The organism is Streptomyces sp. NPDC004266, from assembly GCF_042874095.1.
Classification (GTDB): Bacteria; Actinomycetota; Actinomycetes; order Streptomycetales; family Streptomycetaceae; genus Streptomyces.
Window position 1 is genome coordinate 420,438 of record NZ_JBIAMM010000005.1, and the last position, 23,311, is coordinate 443,748.

Annotated in this window: 21 protein-coding genes and 2 pseudogenes; 10 read left to right on the forward strand and 13 right to left on the reverse strand. The window is 69.3% G+C overall.

What is annotated here, in order from left to right; genetic code table 11:
- The first annotated feature begins 147 nt into the window (after positions 1–147).
- Positions 148–912: a FadR/GntR family transcriptional regulator gene (locus ACFYUZ_RS15660; RefSeq protein WP_389309179.1), complete on the forward strand. Its 765-nt coding sequence runs from the start codon at positions 148–150 to the stop codon at positions 910–912.
- A 218-nt stretch (positions 913–1,130) separates the two neighbouring features.
- Entirely contained in the window at positions 1,131–2,639 is a 1,509-nt protein-coding gene (locus ACFYUZ_RS15665) for an exo-alpha-sialidase (protein WP_389309181.1), read from the forward strand.
- Between the two features lie 277 nt (positions 2,640–2,916).
- On the opposite strand, the gene ACFYUZ_RS15670 is transcribed toward ACFYUZ_RS15665, so the two are convergent.
- The 8 genes from ACFYUZ_RS15670 to ACFYUZ_RS15705 form a co-directional block, all read right to left on the reverse strand.
- Positions 2,917–4,338: a sialate:H+ symport family MFS transporter gene (locus ACFYUZ_RS15670; protein WP_389309183.1), complete on the reverse strand. Its 1,422-nt coding sequence runs from the start codon at positions 4,336–4,338 to the stop codon at positions 2,917–2,919.
- Between the two features lie 93 nt (positions 4,339–4,431).
- A complete protein-coding gene (locus tag ACFYUZ_RS15675) occupies positions 4,432–5,136 on the reverse strand; it encodes an N-acetylmannosamine-6-phosphate 2-epimerase (RefSeq protein ID WP_389309185.1) in 705 nt (234 codons plus the stop codon).
- Positions 5,133–6,035 carry an ROK family protein gene (locus ACFYUZ_RS15680; RefSeq protein ID WP_389309187.1) on the reverse strand — a complete coding sequence of 301 codons (903 nt, stop codon included), beginning with the start codon at positions 6,033–6,035 and terminating at the stop codon, positions 5,133–5,135. The genes ACFYUZ_RS15675 and ACFYUZ_RS15680 overlap by 4 nt, the downstream gene beginning before the upstream one ends.
- Complete coding sequence (locus tag ACFYUZ_RS15685; protein ID WP_389309188.1) at positions 6,032–6,961, reverse strand: dihydrodipicolinate synthase family protein; 930 nt, start codon at positions 6,959–6,961, stop codon at positions 6,032–6,034. The genes ACFYUZ_RS15680 and ACFYUZ_RS15685 overlap by 4 nt, the downstream gene beginning before the upstream one ends.
- Positions 6,958–7,965 carry an oligopeptide/dipeptide ABC transporter ATP-binding protein gene (locus tag ACFYUZ_RS15690; protein ID WP_389309190.1) on the reverse strand — a complete coding sequence of 336 codons (1,008 nt, stop codon included), beginning with the start codon at positions 7,963–7,965 and terminating at the stop codon, positions 6,958–6,960. The genes ACFYUZ_RS15685 and ACFYUZ_RS15690 overlap by 4 nt, the downstream gene beginning before the upstream one ends.
- A complete protein-coding gene (locus tag ACFYUZ_RS15695) occupies positions 7,962–9,929 on the reverse strand; it encodes a dipeptide/oligopeptide/nickel ABC transporter permease/ATP-binding protein (protein WP_389309192.1) in 1,968 nt (655 codons plus the stop codon). Before ACFYUZ_RS15695 ends, ACFYUZ_RS15690 begins: the two co-directional genes overlap by 4 nt.
- A 3-nt stretch (positions 9,930–9,932) precedes the next feature.
- A complete protein-coding gene (locus ACFYUZ_RS15700; protein WP_389309193.1) occupies positions 9,933–10,883 on the reverse strand; it encodes an ABC transporter permease in 951 nt (316 codons plus the stop codon).
- Positions 10,884–10,954: 71 nt separating this feature from the next.
- Positions 10,955–12,547, reverse strand: a complete 1,593-nt coding sequence (locus ACFYUZ_RS15705) for an ABC transporter substrate-binding protein (RefSeq protein ID WP_389309195.1) — start codon at positions 12,545–12,547, stop codon at positions 10,955–10,957.
- Between the two features lie 127 nt (positions 12,548–12,674).
- Between ACFYUZ_RS15705 and ACFYUZ_RS15710 the strand changes: the two genes are divergently transcribed.
- The 4 genes from ACFYUZ_RS15710 (at position 12,675) to ACFYUZ_RS15725 (ending at position 15,684) form a co-directional block, all read left to right on the forward strand.
- Positions 12,675–13,409, forward strand: coding sequence for a FadR/GntR family transcriptional regulator (locus ACFYUZ_RS15710; protein ID WP_389309350.1), 735 nt, complete (start codon positions 12,675–12,677; stop codon positions 13,407–13,409).
- Between the two features lie 159 nt (positions 13,410–13,568).
- Positions 13,569–14,543, forward strand: a complete 975-nt coding sequence (locus ACFYUZ_RS15715) for an acetylxylan esterase (RefSeq protein ID WP_389309196.1) — start codon at positions 13,569–13,571, stop codon at positions 14,541–14,543.
- A gap of 78 nt (positions 14,544–14,621) precedes the next feature.
- On the forward strand, positions 14,622–15,161 hold the full coding sequence (locus tag ACFYUZ_RS15720) for a winged helix-turn-helix domain-containing protein (RefSeq protein WP_389309197.1): 540 nt from the start codon (positions 14,622–14,624) through the stop codon (positions 15,159–15,161).
- Between the two features lie 238 nt (positions 15,162–15,399).
- Complete coding sequence (locus tag ACFYUZ_RS15725) at positions 15,400–15,684, forward strand: transposase (protein ID WP_389309199.1); 285 nt, start codon at positions 15,400–15,402, stop codon at positions 15,682–15,684.
- A gap of 23 nt (positions 15,685–15,707) precedes the next feature.
- Here ACFYUZ_RS15725 and ACFYUZ_RS15730 read toward each other — a convergent pair whose 3' ends face one another.
- On the reverse strand, positions 15,708–16,217 hold the full coding sequence (locus tag ACFYUZ_RS15730; protein ID WP_389309200.1) for an SUKH-4 family immunity protein: 510 nt from the start codon (positions 16,215–16,217) through the stop codon (positions 15,708–15,710).
- 103 nt (positions 16,218–16,320) lie between these two features.
- On the opposite strand from ACFYUZ_RS15730, the pseudogene ACFYUZ_RS15735 reads away from it, so the two are divergent.
- Together ACFYUZ_RS15735 and ACFYUZ_RS15740 are read left to right on the forward strand one after the other, a co-directional pair.
- Positions 16,321–16,554, forward strand: a pseudogene (locus tag ACFYUZ_RS15735) (transposase); the annotation flags it as partial.
- A 290-nt stretch (positions 16,555–16,844) separates the two neighbouring features.
- On the forward strand, positions 16,845–16,979 hold the full coding sequence (locus tag ACFYUZ_RS15740) for a hypothetical protein (protein WP_389309202.1): 135 nt from the start codon (positions 16,845–16,847) through the stop codon (positions 16,977–16,979).
- A gap of 66 nt (positions 16,980–17,045) precedes the next feature.
- Here the strand turns inward: ACFYUZ_RS15740 and ACFYUZ_RS15745 are convergent.
- Positions 17,046–17,371 (reverse strand): annotated as a pseudogene (locus tag ACFYUZ_RS15745) (aminotransferase class III-fold pyridoxal phosphate-dependent enzyme); the annotation flags it as partial.
- A gap of 97 nt (positions 17,372–17,468) precedes the next feature.
- On the opposite strand from ACFYUZ_RS15745, the gene ACFYUZ_RS15750 reads away from it, so the two are divergent.
- On the forward strand, positions 17,469–17,963 hold the full coding sequence (locus ACFYUZ_RS15750) for a response regulator transcription factor (RefSeq protein ID WP_389309204.1): 495 nt from the start codon (positions 17,469–17,471) through the stop codon (positions 17,961–17,963).
- A gap of 209 nt (positions 17,964–18,172) precedes the next feature.
- Here ACFYUZ_RS15750 and ACFYUZ_RS15755 read toward each other — a convergent pair whose 3' ends face one another.
- The gene (locus ACFYUZ_RS15755) at positions 18,173–19,771 is read right to left on the reverse strand and encodes a CocE/NonD family hydrolase (RefSeq protein ID WP_389309206.1); all 1,599 of its coding nucleotides are present in this window, start codon (positions 19,769–19,771) and stop codon (positions 18,173–18,175) included.
- A 215-nt stretch (positions 19,772–19,986) separates the two neighbouring features.
- Positions 19,987–21,261: a PucR family transcriptional regulator gene (locus ACFYUZ_RS15760; RefSeq protein ID WP_389309207.1), complete on the reverse strand. Its 1,275-nt coding sequence runs from the start codon at positions 21,259–21,261 to the stop codon at positions 19,987–19,989.
- A gap of 56 nt (positions 21,262–21,317) precedes the next feature.
- Here ACFYUZ_RS15760 and ACFYUZ_RS15765 point away from each other — a divergent pair, with 56 nt between their 5' ends.
- Positions 21,318–21,632 carry a hypothetical protein gene (locus ACFYUZ_RS15765; protein ID WP_389309209.1) on the forward strand — a complete coding sequence of 105 codons (315 nt, stop codon included), beginning with the start codon at positions 21,318–21,320 and terminating at the stop codon, positions 21,630–21,632.
- A gap of 1,204 nt (positions 21,633–22,836) precedes the next feature.
- On the opposite strand, the gene ACFYUZ_RS15770 is transcribed toward ACFYUZ_RS15765, so the two are convergent.
- Positions 22,837–23,151 carry a hypothetical protein gene (locus ACFYUZ_RS15770; protein ID WP_389309210.1) on the reverse strand — a complete coding sequence of 105 codons (315 nt, stop codon included), beginning with the start codon at positions 23,149–23,151 and terminating at the stop codon, positions 22,837–22,839.
- Positions 23,152–23,311: the final 160 nt, after the last annotated feature.

A 23,311-nucleotide genomic window follows, 5' to 3' on the forward strand; every position in this document is an offset into this window, starting at 1 on the left:
TGTCCGCGACGCCGTGCGAAGCGTTCGGGGGTGCCTGGTGCCACTCCGGCCGCGTGTGACATGGGCGTGACTCTCGGGCGGGCTCGGCGCGAGGGGTGTCAGACGTACGATGTCCTCGTATGGCACTTTCATGGAGGGTGTGAGGTGATGGGTGAGCGGACAGTGACAGCCCGTGTCGGCAGGCCGATGTTGCGGCAGGAGGTGTCCGAGGGCATCAAGCGCTACATCCTGGACCATCACCTCAAGCCCGGTGATCCCCTGCCCACGGAGAGCCAGCTCTGCGACGTTCTGGGGGCGAGCCGCTCCAGCGTGCGCGAGGCGGTCAAGATGCTGAACGCCCTCGACATCGTCGACGTGCGCCACGGGCACGGAACCTATGTGGGTCGCCTGAGTCTGTCGGCGCTCGTGGAGAGTCTCGCCTTCCGTGGTCTCCTCGACCCCGGAGACAACTGCCAGGTGCTGGCCGACCTCGTGGAGGTGCGGCAGCTCTTCGAGTCCGGTATGGCGGACCAGATCGTGGCCCGGCTCGACGAGGGGCATCTGGATGAGCTGGACCGCTTGGTCGACGCGATGCGGACGCAGAGTGGCGGCGGCTCGGGCGACCGGGCGGCCGGCCTCGTGGAAGTCGACCGGGCCTTCCACGCGGCGCTCGTGAGGCCTTTGGGCAACGAGTTGATAGGCAAGATGTCCACGGCTTTCTGGGACGTCTACGAGATCGTGGCGCCGCAGCTGTCACTGTTGACGCCCGCCGACGAGGTGGACATCGTCGCCATACACCAGGACATCGTGACCGCCGCCAGGGCGGGCGATACCGACGGGTTCGTCGCGGCTGTCGTGGCCCACTACGCCCCCCTTCGCCGCCGCATCCGCGAGTCCGCCGTCCGCCCTCGAGGTGACGGGGAACCCTCCTGAAGGAAGTCGCCGTCGGTCATCTCCGCAGGCGCAGCCGCCCCGCTCCGAGCGGGGCGGCTTTTCCGGTTGTCGGCCCCGGACCGCTCGGGTAGCGGCCGGGGCCGGCATCGCGATGCCGGTTCATCAACCTCTTGACGCACCTGTTCGCACTCCCTAGGGTCCGACAGACATCAGACGTCATGCGTCTGTTTTCTTCATTGCGAAGGAGCGATCGAACCATGAGCCGTAAGAGAAGGCCCTTCAGATCACGACTGGCCGGCACCGCCGCGGCCCTGATCCTCGGGGCCCTCCTGCCCGCCGTCGCGCCCTCCGCCGCCCACGCGGGCCCCGGCGAGCTGTCCGCCACCGTCAGTGCCGACTGCACCAGCGGCCGGCTTCAGCTGACGCTGAGCAACAAGTCCGGCGCCGACCAGACCTTCACGGTGAACGGTCCGGACGGTTCCGCCTCCTACACCCGGACGGTCCCCACCGGAGGCAGCTCGCTTCTGTACTGGACCCGCGCCGATGGCGCCCCGTACACCCTGACCGCGACCACGCCGGGCGGATTCTCCAAGACCGAGTCCGGATCCGTGGGGTGCGGGCTCGGCGCCGGGAAGCCGCAGATGAACAAGACCACCTTGTTCACCACGACCACCGTTTTCCACGGACTGAACCGCAAGAACGCCGACGGCACCCACTCCGAGACCGATGCCACGGTCAAGTCGGTCCGCATCCCCGCCATGGCCGTCACCAACAGCGGAACGATCATCGCGATGACGGACGCGCGCGTGAACGGCACCGCGGACCTGCCGGCCGACATCCAGATCGGCATGAGGCGCAGCACCGACAACGGCGCCACCTGGAGCCAGGCGGACATCATCCACCACGAACCCACGACCGCCGAGGGCGCGGGCGACGTCAGCCTGCTGGTCGACCGCAAGACCGGCCACGTCTACTGCTTCTACACCTACGCCCCGCCCGGCATCAGCTTCTGGTCCGCCGGATCCGGCCTCAACACCGCGAACGACACCAAGAGCCTGCACGCCCGGTACATCAAGAGCACCGACGACGGCGCCACCTGGGGCGCGCCCGTCGACCTCAACCCCCAGGTGAAGAACCCGGCCTGGCAGCAGCTGTTCACCTCCTCCGGCCACGGCATCCAGGCCAGTGACGGTCGCCTCGTCCAGCCCATCGCCTACCGTGACGCCTCCGGCGTCAGCCACGCCGCCAACATCTACAGCACCGACGGCGGCGCCACGTGGAAGGCCGGGGGCTCCGCCGGCGCCAACATCAACGAGAGCAAGGCCGTCGAACGCAGCAACGGGACCATCGTCCAGAACATGCGCCACGACACCGAGTACCGGCGCTACTACGCCACCTCCACGGACGGCGGCGCCACCTTCGGAACGGCAAGCGCCACGAGCATCACCGACGCCCGGTGCAACGCCGACGAACTCTCCTACCTCAAGCCCGCCGACCGCGGTGCGACCGGGGCCCCGCTGCGGACGGCCACGACGCTCTACAGCGGCAACCCCGGAACCACGCGCGACAACCTGACCGTGTGGCTGTCCGACAACGACAGCACCACCTGGCAGCCGGTCGGCGGCGCCGTCCTCGCTGCGGGCGCCGCAGGCTACTCCACCATGGCCGTTCTCGGCGACGGTTCGGTCGGCAACCTCTACGAAGTCGGCGGTACGGGCGGCATCTACTTCAGCCGCTTCACAACCGACTGGATCAGGAACGCCTGAGGGGTCGGCTGCCGGGCGCGGTGAAAGGCGCCCGGCGGCTTCGCGTCGGACTGGTGGGGCAGGCTGCGACTCCGCGTGGCCGCCTCACCCCCTCGCTGCCGGTAAGGGTGGTGAAGGTGCATGGCCTGCCGGATGTGAGCGGGGATCGGCAGGCCATGCGGTGGGGTGGGGCAGGCTTCCTAGAGCCCACCTTGTCAGGCATCGTACATCTGATGTCTTCTGTTGTGGAGAGGGTTGACAGAGCGAGCAGTCCTTGTCGAAGTCCCTCAGCGAGACCTCATCCAGCCAGGTGATCGACTCCGGAACCGGGATCGGTCAAGTAATGCAGCCGCCTCGGAACGTCGAACCCGACCAGCACGACGACCACGAGGCTCAGCCCGAAGGTCAGCACCGCGAGCGACGTCCCCAAAGCCATGTCCCGCGCCATCCACGCCCCGAGCACCGGCGCGACCGCACCGCCCAACGCCCCCACGTTGTAGGTGAACCCAAGCCCCGCCGCTCGCCGCTCAGGCGGGAAGTGGCCGCCGACATAGCGCGGCAGAAGTCCCGCGACGCCGAAGTTCAGCGCTTGGAGCACGAACAGGAGCACCCCGAGCAGGGGCAGGTTGTCGTCCACCGCGAACACCGGGAACACGAACGCGAGCGACGCGGTCAAGGTCCAGGCATACGCCCGCGAGAGGCCGAACCTGTCGCCGGTGAAACCCGACAGCCAGCACCCCGCCACCGTGCCGAACCCGGCGTAGTACAGCACCTGGGTCACCTGCTCCGGCGTGTAGCCCAGTTCCGTTTTCAAATACGTGGGCAGCAGAGCCTGCAAGGGCCAGCTGTACAAGAACGCGCCGAATACCGTCCCGATCAGGGCCAGATACAGGGTCCACCCCCGTCGGCCGCCCAACTGCACGGCGAACGCGACCATGACCGCGCCCGCCAGCGCTGCCAGCGGTGCCGTGGCACCGCCCGCCATGCCGGCGAACACCACAAACAGTGCCGCCAGAGCCACCGCCGACAGCACCGCGTTGACCACCGCGCGCGGCAAAGACGAGAACAGCGGCCGAAAGGGGCTCGGCCGCGTCGCCGTCTCCGCGACGGCCTCCTCCCAGTCCTTCGCCTCGGGCAGCGCTCTCCGCACCCAGAGAGCCGCTACGACCGGCAGCACACCGAGGTAGAACATCCAGCGCCAGCCGTGCTCCGGCACGACGAGGCTGTACGTCTGGGCCGCGAGGACCGTCCCCATGGGGAAGCCGGAGATGAGGAACCCGCTGGCCCGCCCACGCAGCCGGGGCGGCCAGCTCTCCATCACGTAGATCGCGCTCGCGCTGTACTCGCCCGCCATACCGAGCCCGACCACCAGACGCGCCGCGAAGAGACTCCCGTAGTCCCAGGCGAGGCCGCATGCCAGCGTGCCCAGAGAGAACAGGCAGATGCTGAGCACCATGGCGGCCCGGCGTCCGAATCGGTCACCGATCCCGCCCAGTACGGCGCCGCCCAGCCAGCGTGTGATGAAGGCGGCGGACACCAGGCTCGCCGCCTCCACCGCTTCCAGCCCGAACTCCTCGCTCACCTCGGTGAGCACCAGGGCGATCAGGACGAAGTCGAAGCCGTCGAGGAGGTACCCGACCCACGCTCCGGCGAACGCCTTCCAGCTGGTCTTCCCGATCTGCCGGTACCAGGGCCGGGGGTCCCGCGTGTCGTCGTCCACGGGGACAGCATGCGGGGCGTGGCCCTCTCCGCCCGGGAAGGCCACGCCCCATGACGCCGCCGGAGGCACCAGACCGTACCGCCGGCGACGGGATCAGCCCCGGCCCTCCGTGATGGCGGCCGTGAACCACCCGGTCAGGGTGGTGGGATGGGTGATCGCCGTGCCGACGACCACCGCATACGCCCCGTGCTCCAGCGCACGGGCCGCCTGCGCGGGGGAGTGGATCCGGCCCTCGGCGACCACCGGAACGTCAAGTGCCTCGGAGAGACGTTCCACCAGGTCGAGGTCCGGTCCGGTGGTCTTGCGGTCGTACGTGGCCGGGGTGTAGCCGGAGAGCGTGGTGCCCACGAGGTCGGCGCCGAGCGCGGCGGCCCGTACGCCTTCCTCGTACGTGGACACGTCGGCCATCACCAGGCCGCCGGCCGCCCGTACCGCGTCGATCGACTCGGCCAGGGGGCGCCCGTCGGGGCGGGGCCGGTCGGTGGCGTCCAGGGCGACGATGTCCGCCCCGGCCTCCAGCACGGCGAGGGCGTGTCGGGCCGTCGGGGTGATGTACACGCCCTCCGCCCCGTCCTTCCACAGCCCGATCAGCGGCAGGTCGAGGGCGCCGCGAATGGCCCGGACGTCGTCCAGGCCCTGAGCCCGGATGCCGGCCGCGCCGCCGTCACGCGCGGCCAGCGCCACGCGGCGCATGGTGTCGGGATCGCGCATGGGCTCACCCGGATACGCCTGGCAGGACACGATCAGCGTTCCGCGTAGCCGATCGACGACCGAGGTCTTGTCCGTACGGTCGGTCATCGCAGCACCTCCAGGGCGAGGCGGGCCGCGCCGAGGACGGCCGCGTCGCCGCCGAGTGCCCCCGTACGCAGTTCCACGTCCTTGAGAGGCGGCAGGACTTCCGCGGCGAAGGCCGCGCGCAGCGGTTCCCACCACTCCGGGCCGCAGTTGCTGACGCCTCCGCTGACGAGGACCAGTTCGGGGTCGGTCATGTTGACGATGCCTCCCAGGGCCTCGCCGAGTGCCCGTGCGCCGCGCCCGAGTACGTAGCGGGCCGCGCGGTCGCCGACACCTGCCCGGGTCGACACCTCGGCCAGCGAACCGGCGGGCGCCTCGCTGTACCGCAGGTACTCGGCGAGCAGTGCCGGTCCGCTCGCCACCGCCTCCGCGTGACCGGATCCGCCACAGGTGCAGGACACCCCGGCGGCCGACGGTACGGGCACGTGGCCGGCGTGGCCGGCGACCGACCGCGCGCCGTGGTGCACGTGGCCGTCGACGAGCTGCGAGGCTCCGATCCCGGTGCCGACGGCGACGAGCAGCACGTGGCGGCGGCCTGCGGCGGCCCCGAGCCATGCCTCGCCCAAGGCATGGGCGTGGACGTCGTTGTCGACCGCCACGGGAACGCCGAGCGCCTGCTCCAGGTCCTGGCGCAGTTCGGTTCCGGCCCAGCCGGGCAGGGCGTCGGTGGCCGAGACGATCCGGCCGGCGACCGGATCGACGACGCCGGCGCTGCCGACGCCGACCGCGGCCACCGGAGCGCCGAGGTCGCGTACGAGGCGCGCCGCGGCCGCCACGACGGCCGCGGGGCCGTCGGCAGCAGGGGTGGGCACGGTATGCCGGTGCTGGAGGGTGCCGTTCGCGTCGACGAGGCCGGCCGCGGTCTTCGTGCCGCCGATGTCGATTCCGGCGACGAGGGTCATCGCAGACCCGCCCGCTCCAGGATCTGGGCGATCCGCGCGGTCTCCTCCGCGTCGAGCGGGCGCATCGGCGGGCTGACGACGTTGGTGTCGATGATCCCGCGCACCTTCAAGGCGGTCTTGAACGCGCCGAGGCCGCCGGCGGTCGCGGAGGCGGTGCCGGGCTTGGCGACGGTCACGATCTCGAAGAGGCGGGCGATGCGGTCCTGTTCGGCCTTGGCGGCGGCCCAGTCACCCGCGGCGGCGAGACGGTCGAGGCGGACGTAGCCGTGCGGGTCGACGTTGCCGAGGCCCGGGACGGCACCGTCGGCGCCACCGAGGAGCATGGCGTCGACGACGACCTCGTGGCCGGTCAAGACGGAGAACTCGGGCAGCTCCCGGGCGCCGAGACACAGGTAGCGCAGGCCCACGTCGTCGCCGCTGGAGTCCTTGATGCCGGCCAGGACGCCGTCGGCGGCGAGCCGCAGCACCAGGTCGGTGGAGAGCTTGCTGTGGACGCAGACGGGAACGTCGTAGGCGAGCAGCGGGAGGTCGACGGCGTCGGCGATGAGCCGGAAGTGCCGGTCGATCTCGGTCTCGTGGGTGCGGGTGTAGAAGGGAGCGGTGGCGACGATCGCGTCGGCGCCGCTCTTGAGGGCGGCCCGGCCGCGTTCGATGGCGCGGTTGGTGGTCTGCTCGATGGTGCCGGCGACGACGGGCACCTGGCCCGCGTTGGCGCCGACGATGGTGTCGACGACGGTGTCCTTCTGGGCGTCGGTGAGGTAGGCGGTCTCACCGGAGCTGCCGAGGGCGAAGAGACCGGTGACCCCGCCTTCGAGGAGGAATCCGACGAGCCGCTCCAGGGAGGCGGTGTCGATCTCGCCGTCGGCGGTCAGCGGGGTGACCACGGGCGGGATGACTCCGGTGAAGCGGGGGGTACGGGCGTTCACGACGTGCTCCTGTGCAGGGGGACGAGGGGGGTGGGGGCGGAGGCTGCGGCGTCCGTCAGGGGATGGACGCAATGCCATTGGTGGCCGTCCGCGGCACTCTCCGCCGGAGGGAAGACGGTCGCGCAGGCGTCGTCCGCCTTCCAGCAGCGGGTGCGGAACGGGCAACCGGTGGGCGGGTTCACGGCCGAGGGCACGGGGCCGGTCAGGATGATCCGCTCGGTGTGCTCCAGCAGACTCGGTGTCGCGGAGAACAGGGCCTCGGTGTACGGGTGGGCGGGCGCCGCGGACACTGCGGGGGCCGGGCCTTCCTCGACGATCCGCCCCAGGTACAGGACGGCGAGGCGGTCGGAGAGGTGGCGCACGGTCTGGATGTCGTGCGAGATGAACACCATGCCGAGTCCCAGCCGCGCGCGCAGGTCGACGAGCAGGTTCAGGACCTGGGCGCGGACGGAGACGTCGAGGGCGGAGGTGGGTTCGTCGGCCACGATGATGTCGGGTTCCAGCGCGAGCGCCCGTGCGATCGCGACGCGCTGGCGCTGGCCGCCGGACAGCTGCCCGGGCAGGGCCCGCAGGGTGTGGCCGGGGAGGCCGACGAGGTCGAGGAGTTCCTCGACGCGTTCGTCGCGCTCCCGCTCGGTGCCGCGCTTGTGGACGTCGAGCGGGTCGCGGAGGATCCGGCCGACGGACATGCGAGGGTTGAGCGCGGTGGAGGGGTCCTGGAAGACGACGCCGACAGTGGCGCCGAACTCCTTGCGGCGGCGCGCGGCGGGCATCCGCCACAGGTCCTCGCCGCGGAAGCGGACCGTGCCCTCGGTGGGCTTCTGGAGGCCGGTCAGGACGCGGGCGAGCGTCGACTTGCCACAGCCGGACTCGCCGACGAGCCCGAGGATCTCGCCCTTCGCCACCTCAAGTGAGGCGTCGGTGAGGGCGTGGACCGCATGGTGGCGGAAGAGCCCGCCCCCGCGGGCCTTGTGGCGGACGTGGATGTTCTCCAGGCGGATCATCGGACCGCCTCCTTCTGAAGCTCGGCGGCCGTCGCCGGGTGGTGGCAGGCGAACCCGTGGGCCCGTCCGGTCGGCGCGGTCAGCCCCGGGGGCGTCGTACGGCAGAGCTCCGTCGCCGCGTCGCAGCGCGAGGCGAACCGGCATCCGTCGCCGAACTGCCGGGGAGCGGGGACCACACCGTGGATCTGGTGGAGCCGTTCCGCGCCGGCCTCCAGGGAGACGACCGAACCGAGCAGGCCACGGCTGTAGTGATGTGAGGGGGAGACGAGGACGGACCGGGTGTCGCCGACCTCGGCGAGCTGACCCGCATACATGACCGCGACCCGGTGGGAGAGGTCGCCGACGAGGGCGAGATCGTGGGAGACCAGGACCATCGCGAAGCCGAGTTCGTCGCGGAGCCGGACGAGGAGTTCCACCACCTGGGCCTGGACGGTGACGTCCAGAGCCGTGGTCGGCTCGTCGGCGATCAGGAGCTTGGGGCTGCGGGAGAGTGCCATGGCGATGAGGACGCGCTGGCGCTGGCCGCCGGACAGCTCGTGCGGGTAGCTGCGCAGGGTGCGCTTCGGGTCCAGGCCGACCAGTTCGAGGAGTTCGGCCGGGGTCCGCGTGCCGCCGCGGGAGGTGAGCTGGCTGAGCTGCCTGCCCACGAGGATCGAGGGGTTGAGGGACGACATGGCGTCCTGGTAGACCATGGCGATCTCGGGACCGGCCAGTGCCCGGCGCTCCTTGCGGTCCATCGTCAGCAGGTTTCGGCCGCGGTACTCGATGGTGCCGGAGACCTCGGCGTTGCGGGCGAGCAGACCCATGACCGCGAGGCTGGTGATGGACTTGCCGCAGCCGGACTCGCCGACCAGGCCGAGGGTCTCGCCCTCGCGGACGGTGAAGGAGATGCCGTCGACGACGTTCACGTCGCCGTACCGGTCGGGGAAGCGGATGGCAAGGTTTTTCACCACCAGCAGCTCGGCCGCGTCGTCGGCCACCGGCCGGGTGGCCGGCGGGGCGGCCTCGATGACCTCGGCGAGCCGGACGAGGGCGGCGTCGACCTCTTCGCGCGAGCGGGGATCCGCCACCGGGAGGGTGCTCTCGCGCTTGGCGTTCCCGTTCTCCGTGCGGGCCGCCTTCGGCGCGGCCGAGGCGTCGGTGAGGCCCTCGGAGAGGATGTTGAGCGCCAGGACGGTGACCAGGAGGACCAGGCCGGGGAAGAAGGTGGCCCACCAGCCGCCGGAGAGCATGATCTGGCGTCCGTACGACAGGACGTTGCCCCAGCTGGGGTTCGGGTCCTGCACGCCGGCGCCGATGAAGGACAGGCTCGCCTCGAAGGTGATCGCCTCGGCGACCAGGACGGTCGCGAAGACCATGACCGGGGCCGCGCAGTTCACGGCGACGTGCTTGAGCACGATGTGGCCGCGGCGGGCGCCGATGACCTTCTCGGCGGCCACGTAGTCCTCGCCGTACTGGGCGAGGACGTTGGCGCGGACGACCCGGGCCAGTGACGGGACGTACACGAAGGCGATACTGCCGATGATCACCGGGACGCTGGGCCCGAACACGGCCACCAGGACGGCGGCGAGCGCGATCGGCGGGAAGGACATGACCACGTCGAGGGTGCGCATGACCGACTCGTCGCCGAGCTTGCGCGAGGTGGCCGCGAAAGCGCCGAGGAGCGCGCCGCCGACGACGGCGAGAGCGGTGGCGCCAAGGCCGATGAGAAGGGAGTAGCGGGCGCCGTGCACGACCCGCGAGAAGACGTCGCGGCCGACGCGGTCGGTGCCGAACCAGTGCTCGGCGCCGGGGGCCTGTACGGGGGCGCCGGTGGCCAGCGGATCGGAGGCGACCAACGGTGCGAGGACGGCGGCGGCGGTGACGATCAGCAGGATGCCGACGGCGACGCGGGAGGTGAGCGGCAGTGCCCGGAAGCGGATGCCGGGTCGGGAGAGCCTCTGGGCGAGGCGACCGGTGAACATGCGTCACACCGTCCTGATACGGGGGTTGACGAGCAGGTACAGGAGGTCGACGACGACGTTGACGACCAGGAACGCGAGGGCGATGGTGAGCACGGTGCCCTGGACGAGGGCGGTGTCGCCTCCGGTGACGCCTTCGAGGATGAGCTTGCCCATGCCGGGCAGGTCGAAGATCGTCTCGATGACGACGGCGCCGCTGAGCAGGTAGCCGACCTTGATGCCGAGTACGGTCAGCGGGGTCACCAGGGCGTTGCGGAGGACTCCGCGGATGACCAGGGCCCGGGGGAGGCCGTTGCCGGTGGCGGTGCGGACGTAGTCCCGGTCGAGCTCGGCGACCATGGAGGTCCGGATGAGCCGGGCGAGTGACGCGGCGACGGGGACGGCCAGGGAGATTGCTGGCAGGGCCATGGCGCGCAGCCATCCGGAGAAGGACTCGGCCGGGTTGACGTAGCCGCCCGTCGGGAAGGCGGGCGTGTTGAGCGCGAACTGCTGGATGAGGACGACGCCGAGCCAGAAGGAGGGGATCGCGATGCCGGCCATCGACAGGATCCGGGTGACGTGGTCGGGCCAGCGGTCGCGCTGCACGGCGCCGGTCACGCCCATGGCGACGGCGAGTGCGACGGCCAGGACGAGGCCCAGCGCGGTGAGCTGGAGGGTGACGGGGAGCGCGATCGCGATCCGGTCGGCCACGGGCTGACCGGGTGGCATGGTGAAGCCCAGGTCGCCGCGCAGCAGCTGGCCGAGGAAGTCCACGTACCGGACGGGGAGCGGATCGTCGAGCCCGTGTTCCTCGGCGAAGGCGGCGCGGGCCTCGGGGGTGGCGCCCTCGCCGAGCGCGTTGAACGCGGGGTCGGCGGGGGAGAACTGCAGCACCACGAAGACCAGCAGGGTGATGCCGAGGATCATCACCGGCATGATCGCGATGCGGCGCATGGCGAGCCGGAGGAAGACAACCATCGTTCGGTTCCTAGCGGTTGGAGGGACACCCGGGCCGGCCCGGAGTCAGGGGCGGGCCGGCCCGGGGCCGGTCAGGAACGGCCGACGTTCAGGAACGACATGCCGGTGGTGGGCAGCGGGTTGAAGTCGGTCAGTGCCTTGTCGTTCCAGGCGGTGGGCAGCTTGCGGTGCAGGATCGGGTAGATCGGGGCCTCGTCGGAGACGATGTCCATGACCTGGTTCCACAGCCGCTTGCGCTCGGCCGCGTCGGAGCTCCGGGCCGCCTGGTCGAGCAGCGCGCGGACCTGCTTGTCGGGGGCGGTGCCGTTCCAGCGGTACCGCTTGGTCGGCCAGGTGCCGTCGTAGAACCAGCGGAGCAGCAGGTCGACGTCGTTGCCGAAGACGGACGGGTCGCCCGGTGCGACGAGGACCTGGTACCGGCCCTGATCGACCTTGCCGTACTGGGCGGAGGACTGGTTGATGTTCAGCGTGGTCTTCACGCCGACCGCGTCGAGGCTCTCCTTGATCAGCGGGGCGATGTCCTTGACCCAGCCGGTGTCGGTGGTGAGCAGCTCGATCGAGAGGTTGTTGACGCCTGCCTCGGCGAGGAGCTTCTTCGCCTTGGCGGGGTCGTAGGTGTAGACCGTGGACGCCTTGTGGAAGTCGGGGTGCGTCGTCTGCAGGTAGCCCTGAGAGGCGGTGCCGTTGCCCATCATCGCGGTGTCGATGATCTTGGGGACGTTCAGTGCGTAGTGGAAGGCCTGGCGGACGCGCTTGTCGTCGAACGGCTTCTGCCGGGTGTTGAACATCATGAAGAGCTGACCGAAGGACTGGACCGAGTCGACGGTGGTCTTCTGGGACAGGCGCTTCGCGTCGATGTAGGGGACGTCCTCGATGGCCTGGACACGGCCGGACTCCAGGGCGCTGACGCGCGCGGCCGGGTCGGACATCAGCCGCCAGGTCATGTTCTTGACCTTGGCCTTGTTGCGGCCGTTGTACTTGTCGTACGCCTCGAAGACGATCTTGTCTTCCTTGACGGCGGAGACCAGGCGGTACGGCCCCGAGCCCACCGGCTTGGCGTCGAACCCCTTGGGGTCGGCCAGAACCAGCTTCTTGGGGACGATCTTGGCGACGGTGACCCGCGACGGGAACAGCTCGAAGGGGTACTTGAGCTTGAACTCGACGGTCTTGGCGTCGACGGCCTTCACCTTGTCGAGGAACGGCAGGAACTGCGCCATGAGCGAGGCGTTCTTCGGGTCGAGGATGCGCTCGAAGCTGAACACCACGTCCTCGGCGGTCACCGGCGAGCCGTCGTGGAAGGTGGCGCCCGCGCGCAGGGTCACCCGGTAGGTGGTGTCGTCGACCTTGGCTGGCAGGGCGGTGGCGAGCGCGGGGCGGGCCACCAGGGTGGCCGGGTCGAGGTCGGCGAGCCCCTCGAAGACGTGCGTGTTCGCGGCGACGGGGGTGGCACCGGACGCCGTCATCGGGTCGAAACCGGTGGACAGCGCGTACGAGATGCCCGCCTCGATCGTGCTGGTGTTGCCACCTGCGCCGGTCGCAGAACCTGTGGAGGTAGGACCGCCACACGCCGCGAGAGTGCCGGTCAGGACGGCCGCCGTGCCGACGACACCGGTGTAGCGCAGGAAGCTGCGACGACGAAGTCCTGCGGGTGTCCGCTGCGACATGGGGTTCCTCCTAGGGGCAACGTTCACTCGGGGAGAGCCTGGAGTTCGGACGTCTGATGTCCGATGGCTGATAGTGTGTGAACGTAGCTGGACGAGGGAGAGGGGTCAATAGGTGGCCAGTCCTGAAATTTCGGAAGCGCGCCTGGGACGCGCGTCACTCCGCAAGACGGTCGCGGATGAGATCAAGCGGTTCATGCTGGAGAACCGGATGCGTCCCGGGGACCCCCTGCCCACCGAAGCGGAGCTGTGCCTCGCTCTGGGCGCGAGCCGTTCCAGCGTCCGTGAGGCGGTGAAAACCCTGGCAGCCCTCGACATCGTCGAGGTGCGCCACGGTCACGGCACCTACGTCGGCCGGCTGAGCCTCTCCGCGCTCGTCGAGTCCATGACCTTCCGCGGCATGCTGAGCCCCGACGACGACTTCCAGGTATATGCCGACCTTGTCGACGTCCGCGAGCTCTTCGAGCGCGGAAATGCCGACCGGATCATCAGGGCTCTGAGCCCGCAGCATCTCGATACTCTCGACAGCCTGGTCGCCGAGATGGAGGGGCAGGGCCCGGGCGACGGAAACCGCTTCATCGCATCGGACCGAGCCTTCCACGCCTTGCTGGTGGAACCCCTCGGCAACGATCTCATCAGCCAGTTGACGCTCGCATTCTGGGATGTCTACTCGATCGTCTCCCCCCATCTGAATCTGATGACCATCGAGGACGAGAAGGTGACGGTGGACGTGCATCGCCGGATCGTCAAAGCAGCACGCGCTGGCGACCAGGCCGCCTTCGTGGACGCGATCGCCGATCACTACGCCCCGGTGCGACGACGCCTTGCTGCCGCCCGGAGCCGGACAGGTCACGCGGCAACCTGATCGGTTCGCAGCTCGACGCGACATGACGGCGCCCCTGGCGGAACCTAGGAGGGCGTCGTCATGTTGTTGGATTACTCCTTGACCGATCAGCAGGGTGCTCCTTACTGTCTCCGGAAATCGGACATCATATGTCTGATTTCTACTATGGAGGAGACCCCCGTGCCCTTGACCGATCTGACCCTCGAGGAGTGCCTGGCATATCGGCCCGAACTGCCGATCGCCACCGACTTCGACGCCTTCTGGTCCCGCACTCTTGCCACGACCGCTGTCACGACTGTCGGCACTACTCCGGCGCTCCGCCCGGTCGCCAACGGCTTGACGCTGATCGATACCTACGACGTGACGGTCGCCGGCTTCGACGGACAGCCTGTACGAGGCTGGCTGCGCATCCCGTCTAATGCGACTGGCCCCCTGGGGTGCGTCGTCGAGTTCCTCGGATACGGCCGCGGGCGCGGCCTGCCCCACGAGAACCTCCTATACCCGGCCGCTGGATATGCTCACTTCCTTATGGACACGCGAGGGCAGGGCTGGTCTGCCGCCCCCGGCGTCACTGCCGACACGGCACCGGACCAAAGCGGCTCCGTCCCGGGATTCCTCACCCTCGGTGTATGCAGCCCTGAAACCCACTACTACCGCCGACTCTTCACCGACGCCGTTCGATGGACCGAAGCCGCTCGCTTGCTACCGATGGTTGACCCGCATCGGGTCGTCGTCACCGGCTTCAGCCAGGGTGGGGGCATCGCCCTGGCCGTTGCTGGACTGGTCCCTGGGCTGGCGGGAGTGATGCCCGATGTGCCGTTCCTCTGCAATATCAGGCGTGGCGCCCAGATTGCGCAAGAACCCCCGTATACCGAAATCGCCCAGTACCTAGCCCTCCACCGAGACCGTATCGATCAGGTATTCACCACCCTGTCCTACTTCGACGCCGCGCACTTCGCCGCCCGAGCCGACGCCCCTGCGCTGTTCTCAATCGCCCTGATGGACTCGATCTGCCCGCCATCCACCTGCTTCACCGCCTACCACCGCTATGCCGCGGACAAGGCGGTTGAGGTGTACGCCTTCAACGGCCACGAGGGTGGAGGTCGTGTGCACGAGCAGGTTCAGCTCGCCTTCGTGCATGATCGCATTAGCTGAACACCGTACTTAACTTGATTGGGTGATGTCGGAACCGTTCGCCTGGCGGCGGCCGGTCCGCTCCGGTAGCCCTGCAACATGAGGTACGCGCAGGGTGGAGGGCTGACCGACGCCGGGAGGGCCGCGCGGGAGCGGGTCCGGCTGCAGGCTGTGGAACGTTTCGAGGGCGGGCAGAAGAGCAGGGAGATCGCCGCCGCGCTGCGGGTCAGCGAGCGGTCGGTGGAGCGGTGGCGCCGTCAGTGGCGCGAGCGCGGTGAAGCGGGGGTCCTGTCGAAGGGGTCGCCGGGGCGGCCGAGGCTCAGCGACGCGCAGATCGCGAGGCTGGAGCGGGAACTGGAACGCGGGCCGCTGGTCCACGGCTGGGCGGACCAGCGCTGGACCCTCGCGCGGATCAAGACGCTGATCGGCCGGCTGTTCCACGTGAGCTACACGGTGGAGGGCACCTGGCTGCTGCTGAAGCGGCACGGCTGGTCCTGGCAGCAGCCGGCCCGGCGGGCGATCGAACGCGACGACGCGGCGGTCGAGGTCTGGAAGAAGGAGACCTGGCCGCGGGTAAGAGCACCGCGGCGGCGTGTGACGGCTGGATCGTCTTCGAGGACGAGGCCGGACAGTCGATGACTCCGCCGCGTGCCAGGACCTGGGGCCGGATCGGACAGACACCGGTCGTGAGGGTGCGGGGCCGGGGCTCCGGCCGGGTGTCGATGGCGGGCATGACCTGCTACAAACCCGGCAAACGGTCACGGCTGATCTACCGCATCCGCGAGCACCGAGGACGCAAGGACGAGCCGAAGGGCTTCGGGTGGCGCGACTTCCGGAATCTGATCGTCCGCGCCCGTATTCAGCTCGGGGCCCGATCGTGCTGGTCTGGGACAACGTCCGCCTCCACCTGACCAAGCCGATGCGGGAGTTCATCGCCGCGAACGCCGACTGGCTCACCGTTTTCCAGCTGCCCACCTACGCGCCGGACCTCAACCCGCTGGAGGGCGTCTGGTCGCTGGTCAAACGCGACATCGGCAACCTCGCCGCCGCCGACCTCGGCCAGATCACTCGGGCCGTGAAGCGCCAGCTCAAACAGATCCAGCATCACCCCGACCTGGTCGACGGCTGCCTCGCCGGGACCGGCCTGCTCATGGACGGCTGACCGACGCCGGGAACTCGTCCGGATCACGCATCCCAGTCCGGATAGTCTCCCATCGCCACGTCGTCGCAGAAGGTCTCCCAGAACCCGTTGCCCGCGAGAGCGGTCTCGTCGATGCCGGAGACGAGAACGCGCAGCTCTTCCGCCACCTCCCCGAACCTCTCCTCGTCGCCCTCCGCATAGAACGGGAAGCGTGCGATCACGGCCGCGACACATCGGTTGAAGGAGTCGAGGTCCCTGTTCACGTGACTGGCTGTCACTGACTCGACCTTGGGGATCTGCACCACACGACCACTGGCCACATCGACGGCGATACGTCCCAACAGGCCACTCGTCGCGATGGCGACCAGCCCCCGTTCGCCGATCCCCCCGAAGTACACCGGCTGGCTCAGCGGCCGGTACTCGTATCCGATCAACCCGCCTGGGATACCGGTCTCCCTGAGACCGACAGCGATCTGGGCGGGCACCTCGGGTGGGACCTCGACGGGGGTCAAGACGAACTCGGGCTTCTGCAACTGCGGCAGGGGCTGGCTCACGGGAGGATCCTCTCCCGACGGGCTGCCCGGCAACACCCATGGGACCGCGAGACGGGCGACTCATGCCGAGCGTCCAGCTCCGACATCACGCATTCAAGTTCAGTACCCGGGCACCGGACTCGTCATCCCGCACCGCCGGCAGCGCGGCCAGGCCGAACTCCCGGACTGGAAAGAGGAACACAACAAGTTCCACAAGCAGGTCCGAGCCCGTGTCGAGCACGTCTTCGCCCGGATGAAGACCTGGAAGATCCTCCGCGACTGCCGCCTCAAGGACGACGGGGTCCACTACGCCATGCTCGGCATCGCTCGGATGCACAACCTCGCCCTCGCCAGGTAGAGCAGCGAGCCGCACAGCGGCCAACGGTGCCCAAGGCGATACGAAGAGCATTTACGGGACAACCCATCCCCGCCTTCACCGAGGCCATCAACAATGTCAACCTCGGCCAGGCCGCCACCCCGGCCGGGCGAACGCGGGCTGGATCGAGGGAACGTTCAACTCCCCGCCGGGCATCGGCGGTGAGGACGGTGTCATGGTCGTTGGCGACGTGCGGACGCTGGCCCGGCAGTACTGCACCACCAGCAACAAGTCGATCAAGTAAGAGCAGTACAACCTGCTCAGTCACCAAAGTGCGGTGCCGTACTGGGCACCGCGCGATCGACTGGATCGACGACCGCTTCGCCGGCCGGACCGCCCCCACCAGCTGCGGCAGCATCCCCGCTGGTAACTCGCTGGCGCCGGAGCGGCCGACCGTCACGGGCTGACCCGCCTGGACGGCGGCAGTGCGGCCCCGCGTGTGATGGGACCGCACTGCTGTGAGGTGGCATGCGCTACGACAGGACCTTCCGCAGGGCCGCGAGCGCGAGCGCGAGTTCCTCCTCGGTGATGGTCAGCGGCGGTGCCAGCCGGATCGTGGACTCATGGGTGCCCTTGACCAGCACGCCTTCGGCGAGGAGCCGTTCGCTGATCCGCGGCCCAGGCCCGACTGGATCTCGTCCGCGATGAAGAGGCATCCCGCGCGTTGGGTCAGCTCGCGTACGTCGGTGAGGTAGCCGTCGTCGGGGATGACGACGCCGGCCTCGCCCTGGATGGGCGCGATCAGCACGGCCGCCGTCGTCTCGTCCATGGCGGCTTCGAGCGCGGCGAGGTCGTTGTAACTTCCACGGCCGCACGACGACGATCGTGAGCTTCTCGACGGACGAGACGGGCCGCGCCGGTTTCGGGCCCTTCACCCCCGGCGAGGCCGCCCTCCTGTGGACCCGCGGACTTCTCGCCGAGCACACGGGCGGACGGCCGAGGCCGTTGCGTCCTACGAACGCAGCGCCGCCGCGTACCGGGCGCTGCCCCGGCCGTACCACGCGGCCCGCACCGCCGAGGCCACCGCCCGCTCCACCCTCTCCCTCGGAGAGGACATCGCCCCGGCTGTAACCTGGCTCACCGACTGCGCCACAGCCTTCGACGCGCTCGGCGCATCCTGGAGTGCCGCCCGTACCCGCGCCGACCTGCGCCGGCGCCGGCCCGCGGCGGAACGTTGGCCTCCCGGCCGTCCCGGCTACGGCGACATGCTCTCGCCGCGGGAAGCGGAGGTAGCCGAACTCGCGGCAGACGGCATGTCCAACAAGGAGATCGCCACGACACTGCACCTGTCTCCGCCGACTGTCGAGCAGCACGTTGCCCGTGCCCTTCAGGAGACCGGTGCGCCCTCCCGCAAGAAGCTCGTGCAGGCCCTTGCTGCGGATTCTGATTGATTGCCTATCCGTGAATTCCCGCTTCCGGATAGGACGGGCCGTTCCATTCGCGCCATGATTGTCCCGGGCGGCGCCGCATCCGCACCCCGTGCGGTGCCGCAACGGGCCATTGGTCACCGCTGCGGCCCCATGCAGGCGCGCATTCCGGCCACCCGGACCAGGTCCGGCCAGGATGCACGCCTGCAGGCCTCTCAGTCCGGCGACACCGGTCAGCGGAGGGGGACGTTCAGTTCCGCGCCGCCCGCGAAGTCGATCGCCTGGAACGCGGTGTTGTAGTTGTTGTAGAGGGTGTCGACACCGTCGATGACGAGGGCGAGTCGGTTTCCGGCGGGGACGTCGTAGGCGGTGGAGGACATCTCGACGTCGAGGGTGAACGGCTGCCCCGGCGTCTTGCCGTGGAAGCTCACGGGGCCGTGGCTGACCAGCTCGCCGATGCCGAGCCCGTTGACGCTGTAGAGGTAGGCGACCACCGTGCCGTCGGACCGGTTGCTGGTGACGGTCGCGCGCATGGTCGGCGTGCCGCGTACCTTCTGGACGGTGTCATAGCGCTCGGTCTGCCAGACGGCCGCGCTGATGCTGGGCAGCAACGGGATGGACACCGTCGGGGAGACCCGGGCGAACTGGTCCAGCATGCTGGACAGGAAGGAGATGCCGGCGTTCGCGCCGGACTCCAGCTGCGGGAGGATGTCCTCGTCGTCCGTGAACCGGAGGTTCTGCGTGCGGCTTGGGACGGCGGCCCAGCTCGCGTAGCCCTCGTACTCGCCGCCGGAGCGCGACTTGAGCTGGACGGGCTCCTCGGTGTCGATGCCGTTCTGGACGCCCTTGAGATGGTGGTCGAACCAGCGGAAGGTGTTGTTCCAGACGTCGTTGGGCAGCCCGAGCAGGCCGAGGCCCTCCGCGGTGGCGTGGTCGCCGGGGCGCAGCTCCAGGCGCTTGGGGCCGCTCAGCTTCTCGTAGAAGGACGCGTACTGGTTGGGGGCGAAGAACGAGTCGCCCCATGCGTTGGCCAGCATGATCGCGGTGTCGTTGGTGTTGAGCCGGTCCACCTGGTGTACGACGGAGCGCTGCTCTGCCCAGGGGATGACCTCGTCGATGCGGTCGGTCTTCCCGCTGAGCATGATCTCCATCTTCTCGGCGGCCTCGGCGCTGGGTCGGCCCGTCGCGTAGCCGAGGCTGGCGAGTATCGCGGTGGCCTGCGTGTGCTGTGTCTCGCCCTTGTACAGGGACTCGACGAGGTCCGCCCAGCCGCTCATCGCGGATACGGCGTCGACGCGGGCGTCCTGGGCGGCCGTGAGCAGGCTGATGCCCGCGCCGTAGGAGACTCCGGCCATGCCGATCAGCTCGGGGTCCGCGGCGGTGTTGGCCAGGGCCCAGTCGATGACCTTGCGGGCGTCGGCGACGTCCTTGGGACCGGCCACCTCGATCTCGCCCTCGGACTGCCAGAAGCCGCGTACGTTGTACGAGACGACGACGTAGCCCTTCTCGGCCAGCTTCGTCGCCTGTGCGATGTACTCGATCTGCGGCATCGCCCAGCTCGTGGGGAGCACGATGACCGGGTAGTCGCGGCTGGTGTCGGTGGGGGCGACGACGTTCGCGGCGAGTGTCACGCCCTCGTAGCCGGCGATGTCGACAAAACGCGTCGTGGTGGGAAGCGTCTGGGAGGCCGTGGCGGCCGTCGGGGCCTCGACGGCCTGCGTGACGGGTGCGAGGCTGATCCCCGTTCCCGTCACGATAGCGGCCGTCAGCGCGGTGGCGGCGATGCGGGATCTGTGGGGACGGAGAGGGGCGGTGGGGGTGATGCGGCTCATGTGACGCGACTCCTGGACTCGGTGCCGTCGGCAGGTGGGGATCGGCACGCAGCGGAAGTACGCCCGCCGGGTCCGATGCCGACGGGTTCTCGCCTCGTTACCCGCCCGCGAACCGAGGGTTACCGGCAGGTAAGTCGTCGCTCCAGGATGGGGCCGAGTCGGCCAAGATCCGCTTGGTTCCACCGTTAGAAGTTTTCGGGGGAGTTGGTGACAGGTCACAAAGAATCGGGGGCGTCATACGCCACCATAGCCGCCTGCACCCGTGCCAGATCCGCTGGCCGGGTCGCGTCGAGGCCCGTCAGAGCAGTGATCCGCCGCAGCCGGTAGTCCAGGGTGTTGGGATGGACGCTCAGCCGCTCCGCAGCGCCGCGCCGGTCCATGCCGCTGGACAGATAGGCCCTGAGCGTCGCCAGCAGTTCAGGCTTCCCGGCCAGCGGTGCGAGCAGCGAGGAGAGCTGTGCCAGTGCGGGCCCGGGACGGGTCAGCTGGTACTCCAGCACCACGTCCGTCAGCCGGTACGGTCCCGGTGGGCGGCCCACGGCCTGGGCGACCTTGCGGACGTCGTCGGCCAGCCGTGCCCCGTTGCGCACACCGTCCGGCGCCGCGATCACGATCCCCGCGGTGATCGTCGCACCCGACACCCGCATCATGTGCCCGAGGACGCCGTCCACCCACTCCGCCATGGCCGCCGGTACGTCACCGGCCAACCCGGCCGCGCCCTCGCCGGTCGGGTCGCCCGGAACCGGCAGCAGGGCCAGACCACCGTCCACGGACAGTGCCGACAGCACCACTCCGCTCACGTGCCGCTCCAGCTCCATCCGCAGCCGCCGCAGTTTGCGACGCCCGGCGATCGCCGGGTCCACGCCGGGCGTCCGCTCGTCCGGATGCGCGTCGACGGCCAGGCTCAGCACGAGGAACCGCGCTGGCAGAGCGATACCGGCCCGGTCGGCCGCTTCCCGCGCGGGTGAGCCCGCCAGCAGCGCTTCCAGCAGCGCCTGCTGGGCGAAGTGCTCGACACCGAACGCCGCCTGCCGCTCCTGGAAATAACCTCCCACGCCGGCCGCCGTGACGCGCTGCAGGTACTGCATCAGCACCCGGTTCAGCGCGAGGACGTCCTGTACGTCCTGCGGCCTCACCGACGGCGCCAACGTGTCGATCACCACCTGCGCGCCCAGATGGTAGGCACTGATCACCGAGTCGAGCATCAGCCCCTCCTCGGCACGGTGAGCCGCCGCCTCCCGGATGACGGCGAGCCGCTCACGCCCCGGCAGCTCCCCGGTGCGGAGCACCTCGGCGAAGCCGTGAATGCCTTGGTACGCCACCCTCATGGTCTCGTTGCGCAGCTCCTCCGAAGGCAGTGCGCCGTACGCGGGCAGCTGGCCCACGAGCTCGTCCACCACACGCCTGGCGAGGTCACGGGCGTTTGCCGAGAGCTGCCGGTGCACCGGTACTCCGCCGAAAGAGATGTCCGCGAGGTGAGGATCGGTCACACGACGACTGTCGCAGACGGCGATTGTGCGGTGGCGGATTTGAGGTGATGGTCACAGTGGCGGAGACCAAGGTTCAGCGGTCGGTTGCTCCGGAGACCTCGGTCGGGGCGAGGAGCCGTCGGCGGAAGAGGTCGAGGACCTTGCGGGTGGGTTGGCCGGCTGGCTTCCTCGAGTCCGTACCGAAGGCGGGTCAAGGTGGACTCAGCTCGTTCCAATACGTCGCGGAGTTGGACGAGTTCTGTTCGCAGTTCGTCGTCGCTGCGTGGATCCTAGGCGATCAGGAAGGCGCTTACGTCGGCATGCTCGGCGATCTTGGCTTTCATCTCATCCGCGAGGTCGCTGTACATGCGCTTGAGCTGAGGGGGCGGTGAGGCCAGTGCCGGAGAAGGGCGCGATATGCGTCACCGGCCTGGCCTCGGCCCCACGCGGTGCGTTCTACGAGGATCCCGGATCGAGGGCCTGCCCTGGCCGAGGTGTCGCCGTCTCCGCATCGGCTTGCGCGAATGCCCGGCAGAAGGGGCACAGGCTCTGTTGACGGTCTTCTCTCTCGGGTGAGTCCCTCCAGTAAGGGTCCGCAGGTCCGGTGCGTACCCCGGAGACGTACTCGTCATGTTCGCGTGGATGTTTCTTCATGCTTGGCCAACGGCAACCAGGCGGTAATGGGGATGAGTCGTGCCGTTCGCTGACCGGAACTGAACATTTGCGGATCATTGAAACGAATCTGTCTTCATCCGGTCATAAAAGGTTGAGTTTGGCTCTGTTCGGCGTGGGAGCTGTGTCATGAACAAGGCTCGGGTCCTGCTGATGCCGCCTTCGGCATCAGCAGGACCCGAGCCGGGACGAACAACTCCAACTCGCCTATGCGAGACCACATCGGCCTACCGCCGCTGTCTCGCCGCGGTTCCTTCTCCACGCTGCTGCCTTTCACTCGTCCCCGCTGGGAGAACGCTGTCGTGGACCGGCTCTGCGCACGATGTGACTCGCGCCACCAGCCAGAACCCGCAGAATGATCTGGTCCCAGGCGAAGACGATGCGCCGCCGGGCAATCCCAGGCCCTGGTGAATGGAGGCGATGTCCTGGGCGCGGCGGGAAGGCTCTGTCAGAGGCGAAACGATCACTGAACCGCACAATGCCAGGGCGCCGGTGGTGACGACCTGGCAGTGAACGAGGAATCCGTCGCGGCAGCCATCCCGTCACCAGAGCACTCGCGGAGACATGAGAGCGTGACGCTCAGGATCCGCGGCGCTCGGGCGCGCCCCGGCAGGCTTGCGAAGACACCATCGGAGAGGTGCCCGTACACAGGGCCGTACCACCACTCACCAGAGTGACCGCGTCGCGTCGGAACACCGGGCTTCGTCTCCGGCAGTGTGCCGGTCCAACAGAGCGCAACCACGGGCTGCCCCCAAGTGGGCCTGCCTGCTGTGTCACCGGGGTGATCTCTGGCTACGAAGATCTCGACAGAGCCACGTTCATGTGTACATCGGCAGCCCAGGGCCCTTCGGCGGGTCGAGGCAAAAGCCCCTCACATAGGAGTGGCAAGCCGGGCGAGGGCGGTACGGGAGTGGAACAGGCCGTTCAGAGCGCCGGGCGGACCGCTTGCGAGCGTGGTGTGCCGGCGGCGTGGTGGCGGGTGTGGGGGACGTCTGCCGCCTCCGCGGTGCCCGGGGACGGGGGAGTGGGCGTCACCTCGATCACGTCGACGAGCCTGCGCAGTTTGTGCTGGGCGCGCAGGGCGTCGGACTGTGCCACGCATACGACGGCTGTGGCCGTGTTCGCCGGTGCGGTGGTGTAGGTCAGGTCCAGCACGTGGTGGTTGTTGAGGGTGGCGGCGAGCCGCGCGAGTGTTCCGTGGCCGGGCTGGAGCGTGACGGTGAGCCGGGTGTGTTCCATGGGTGGTGGTCCTGTTCACGGGGCCCTGGTGGGGCCGGAAAACGGAAAAGACCCCTTGCGAGGTGCGAGAGGTCTACGTGCGGGCGGTGAGGGTCACTTTCCCGGACTCGCTGCCGACACGCTGCCGCTGATGATCAGCTGCTGCCGCATGCCCGGCATG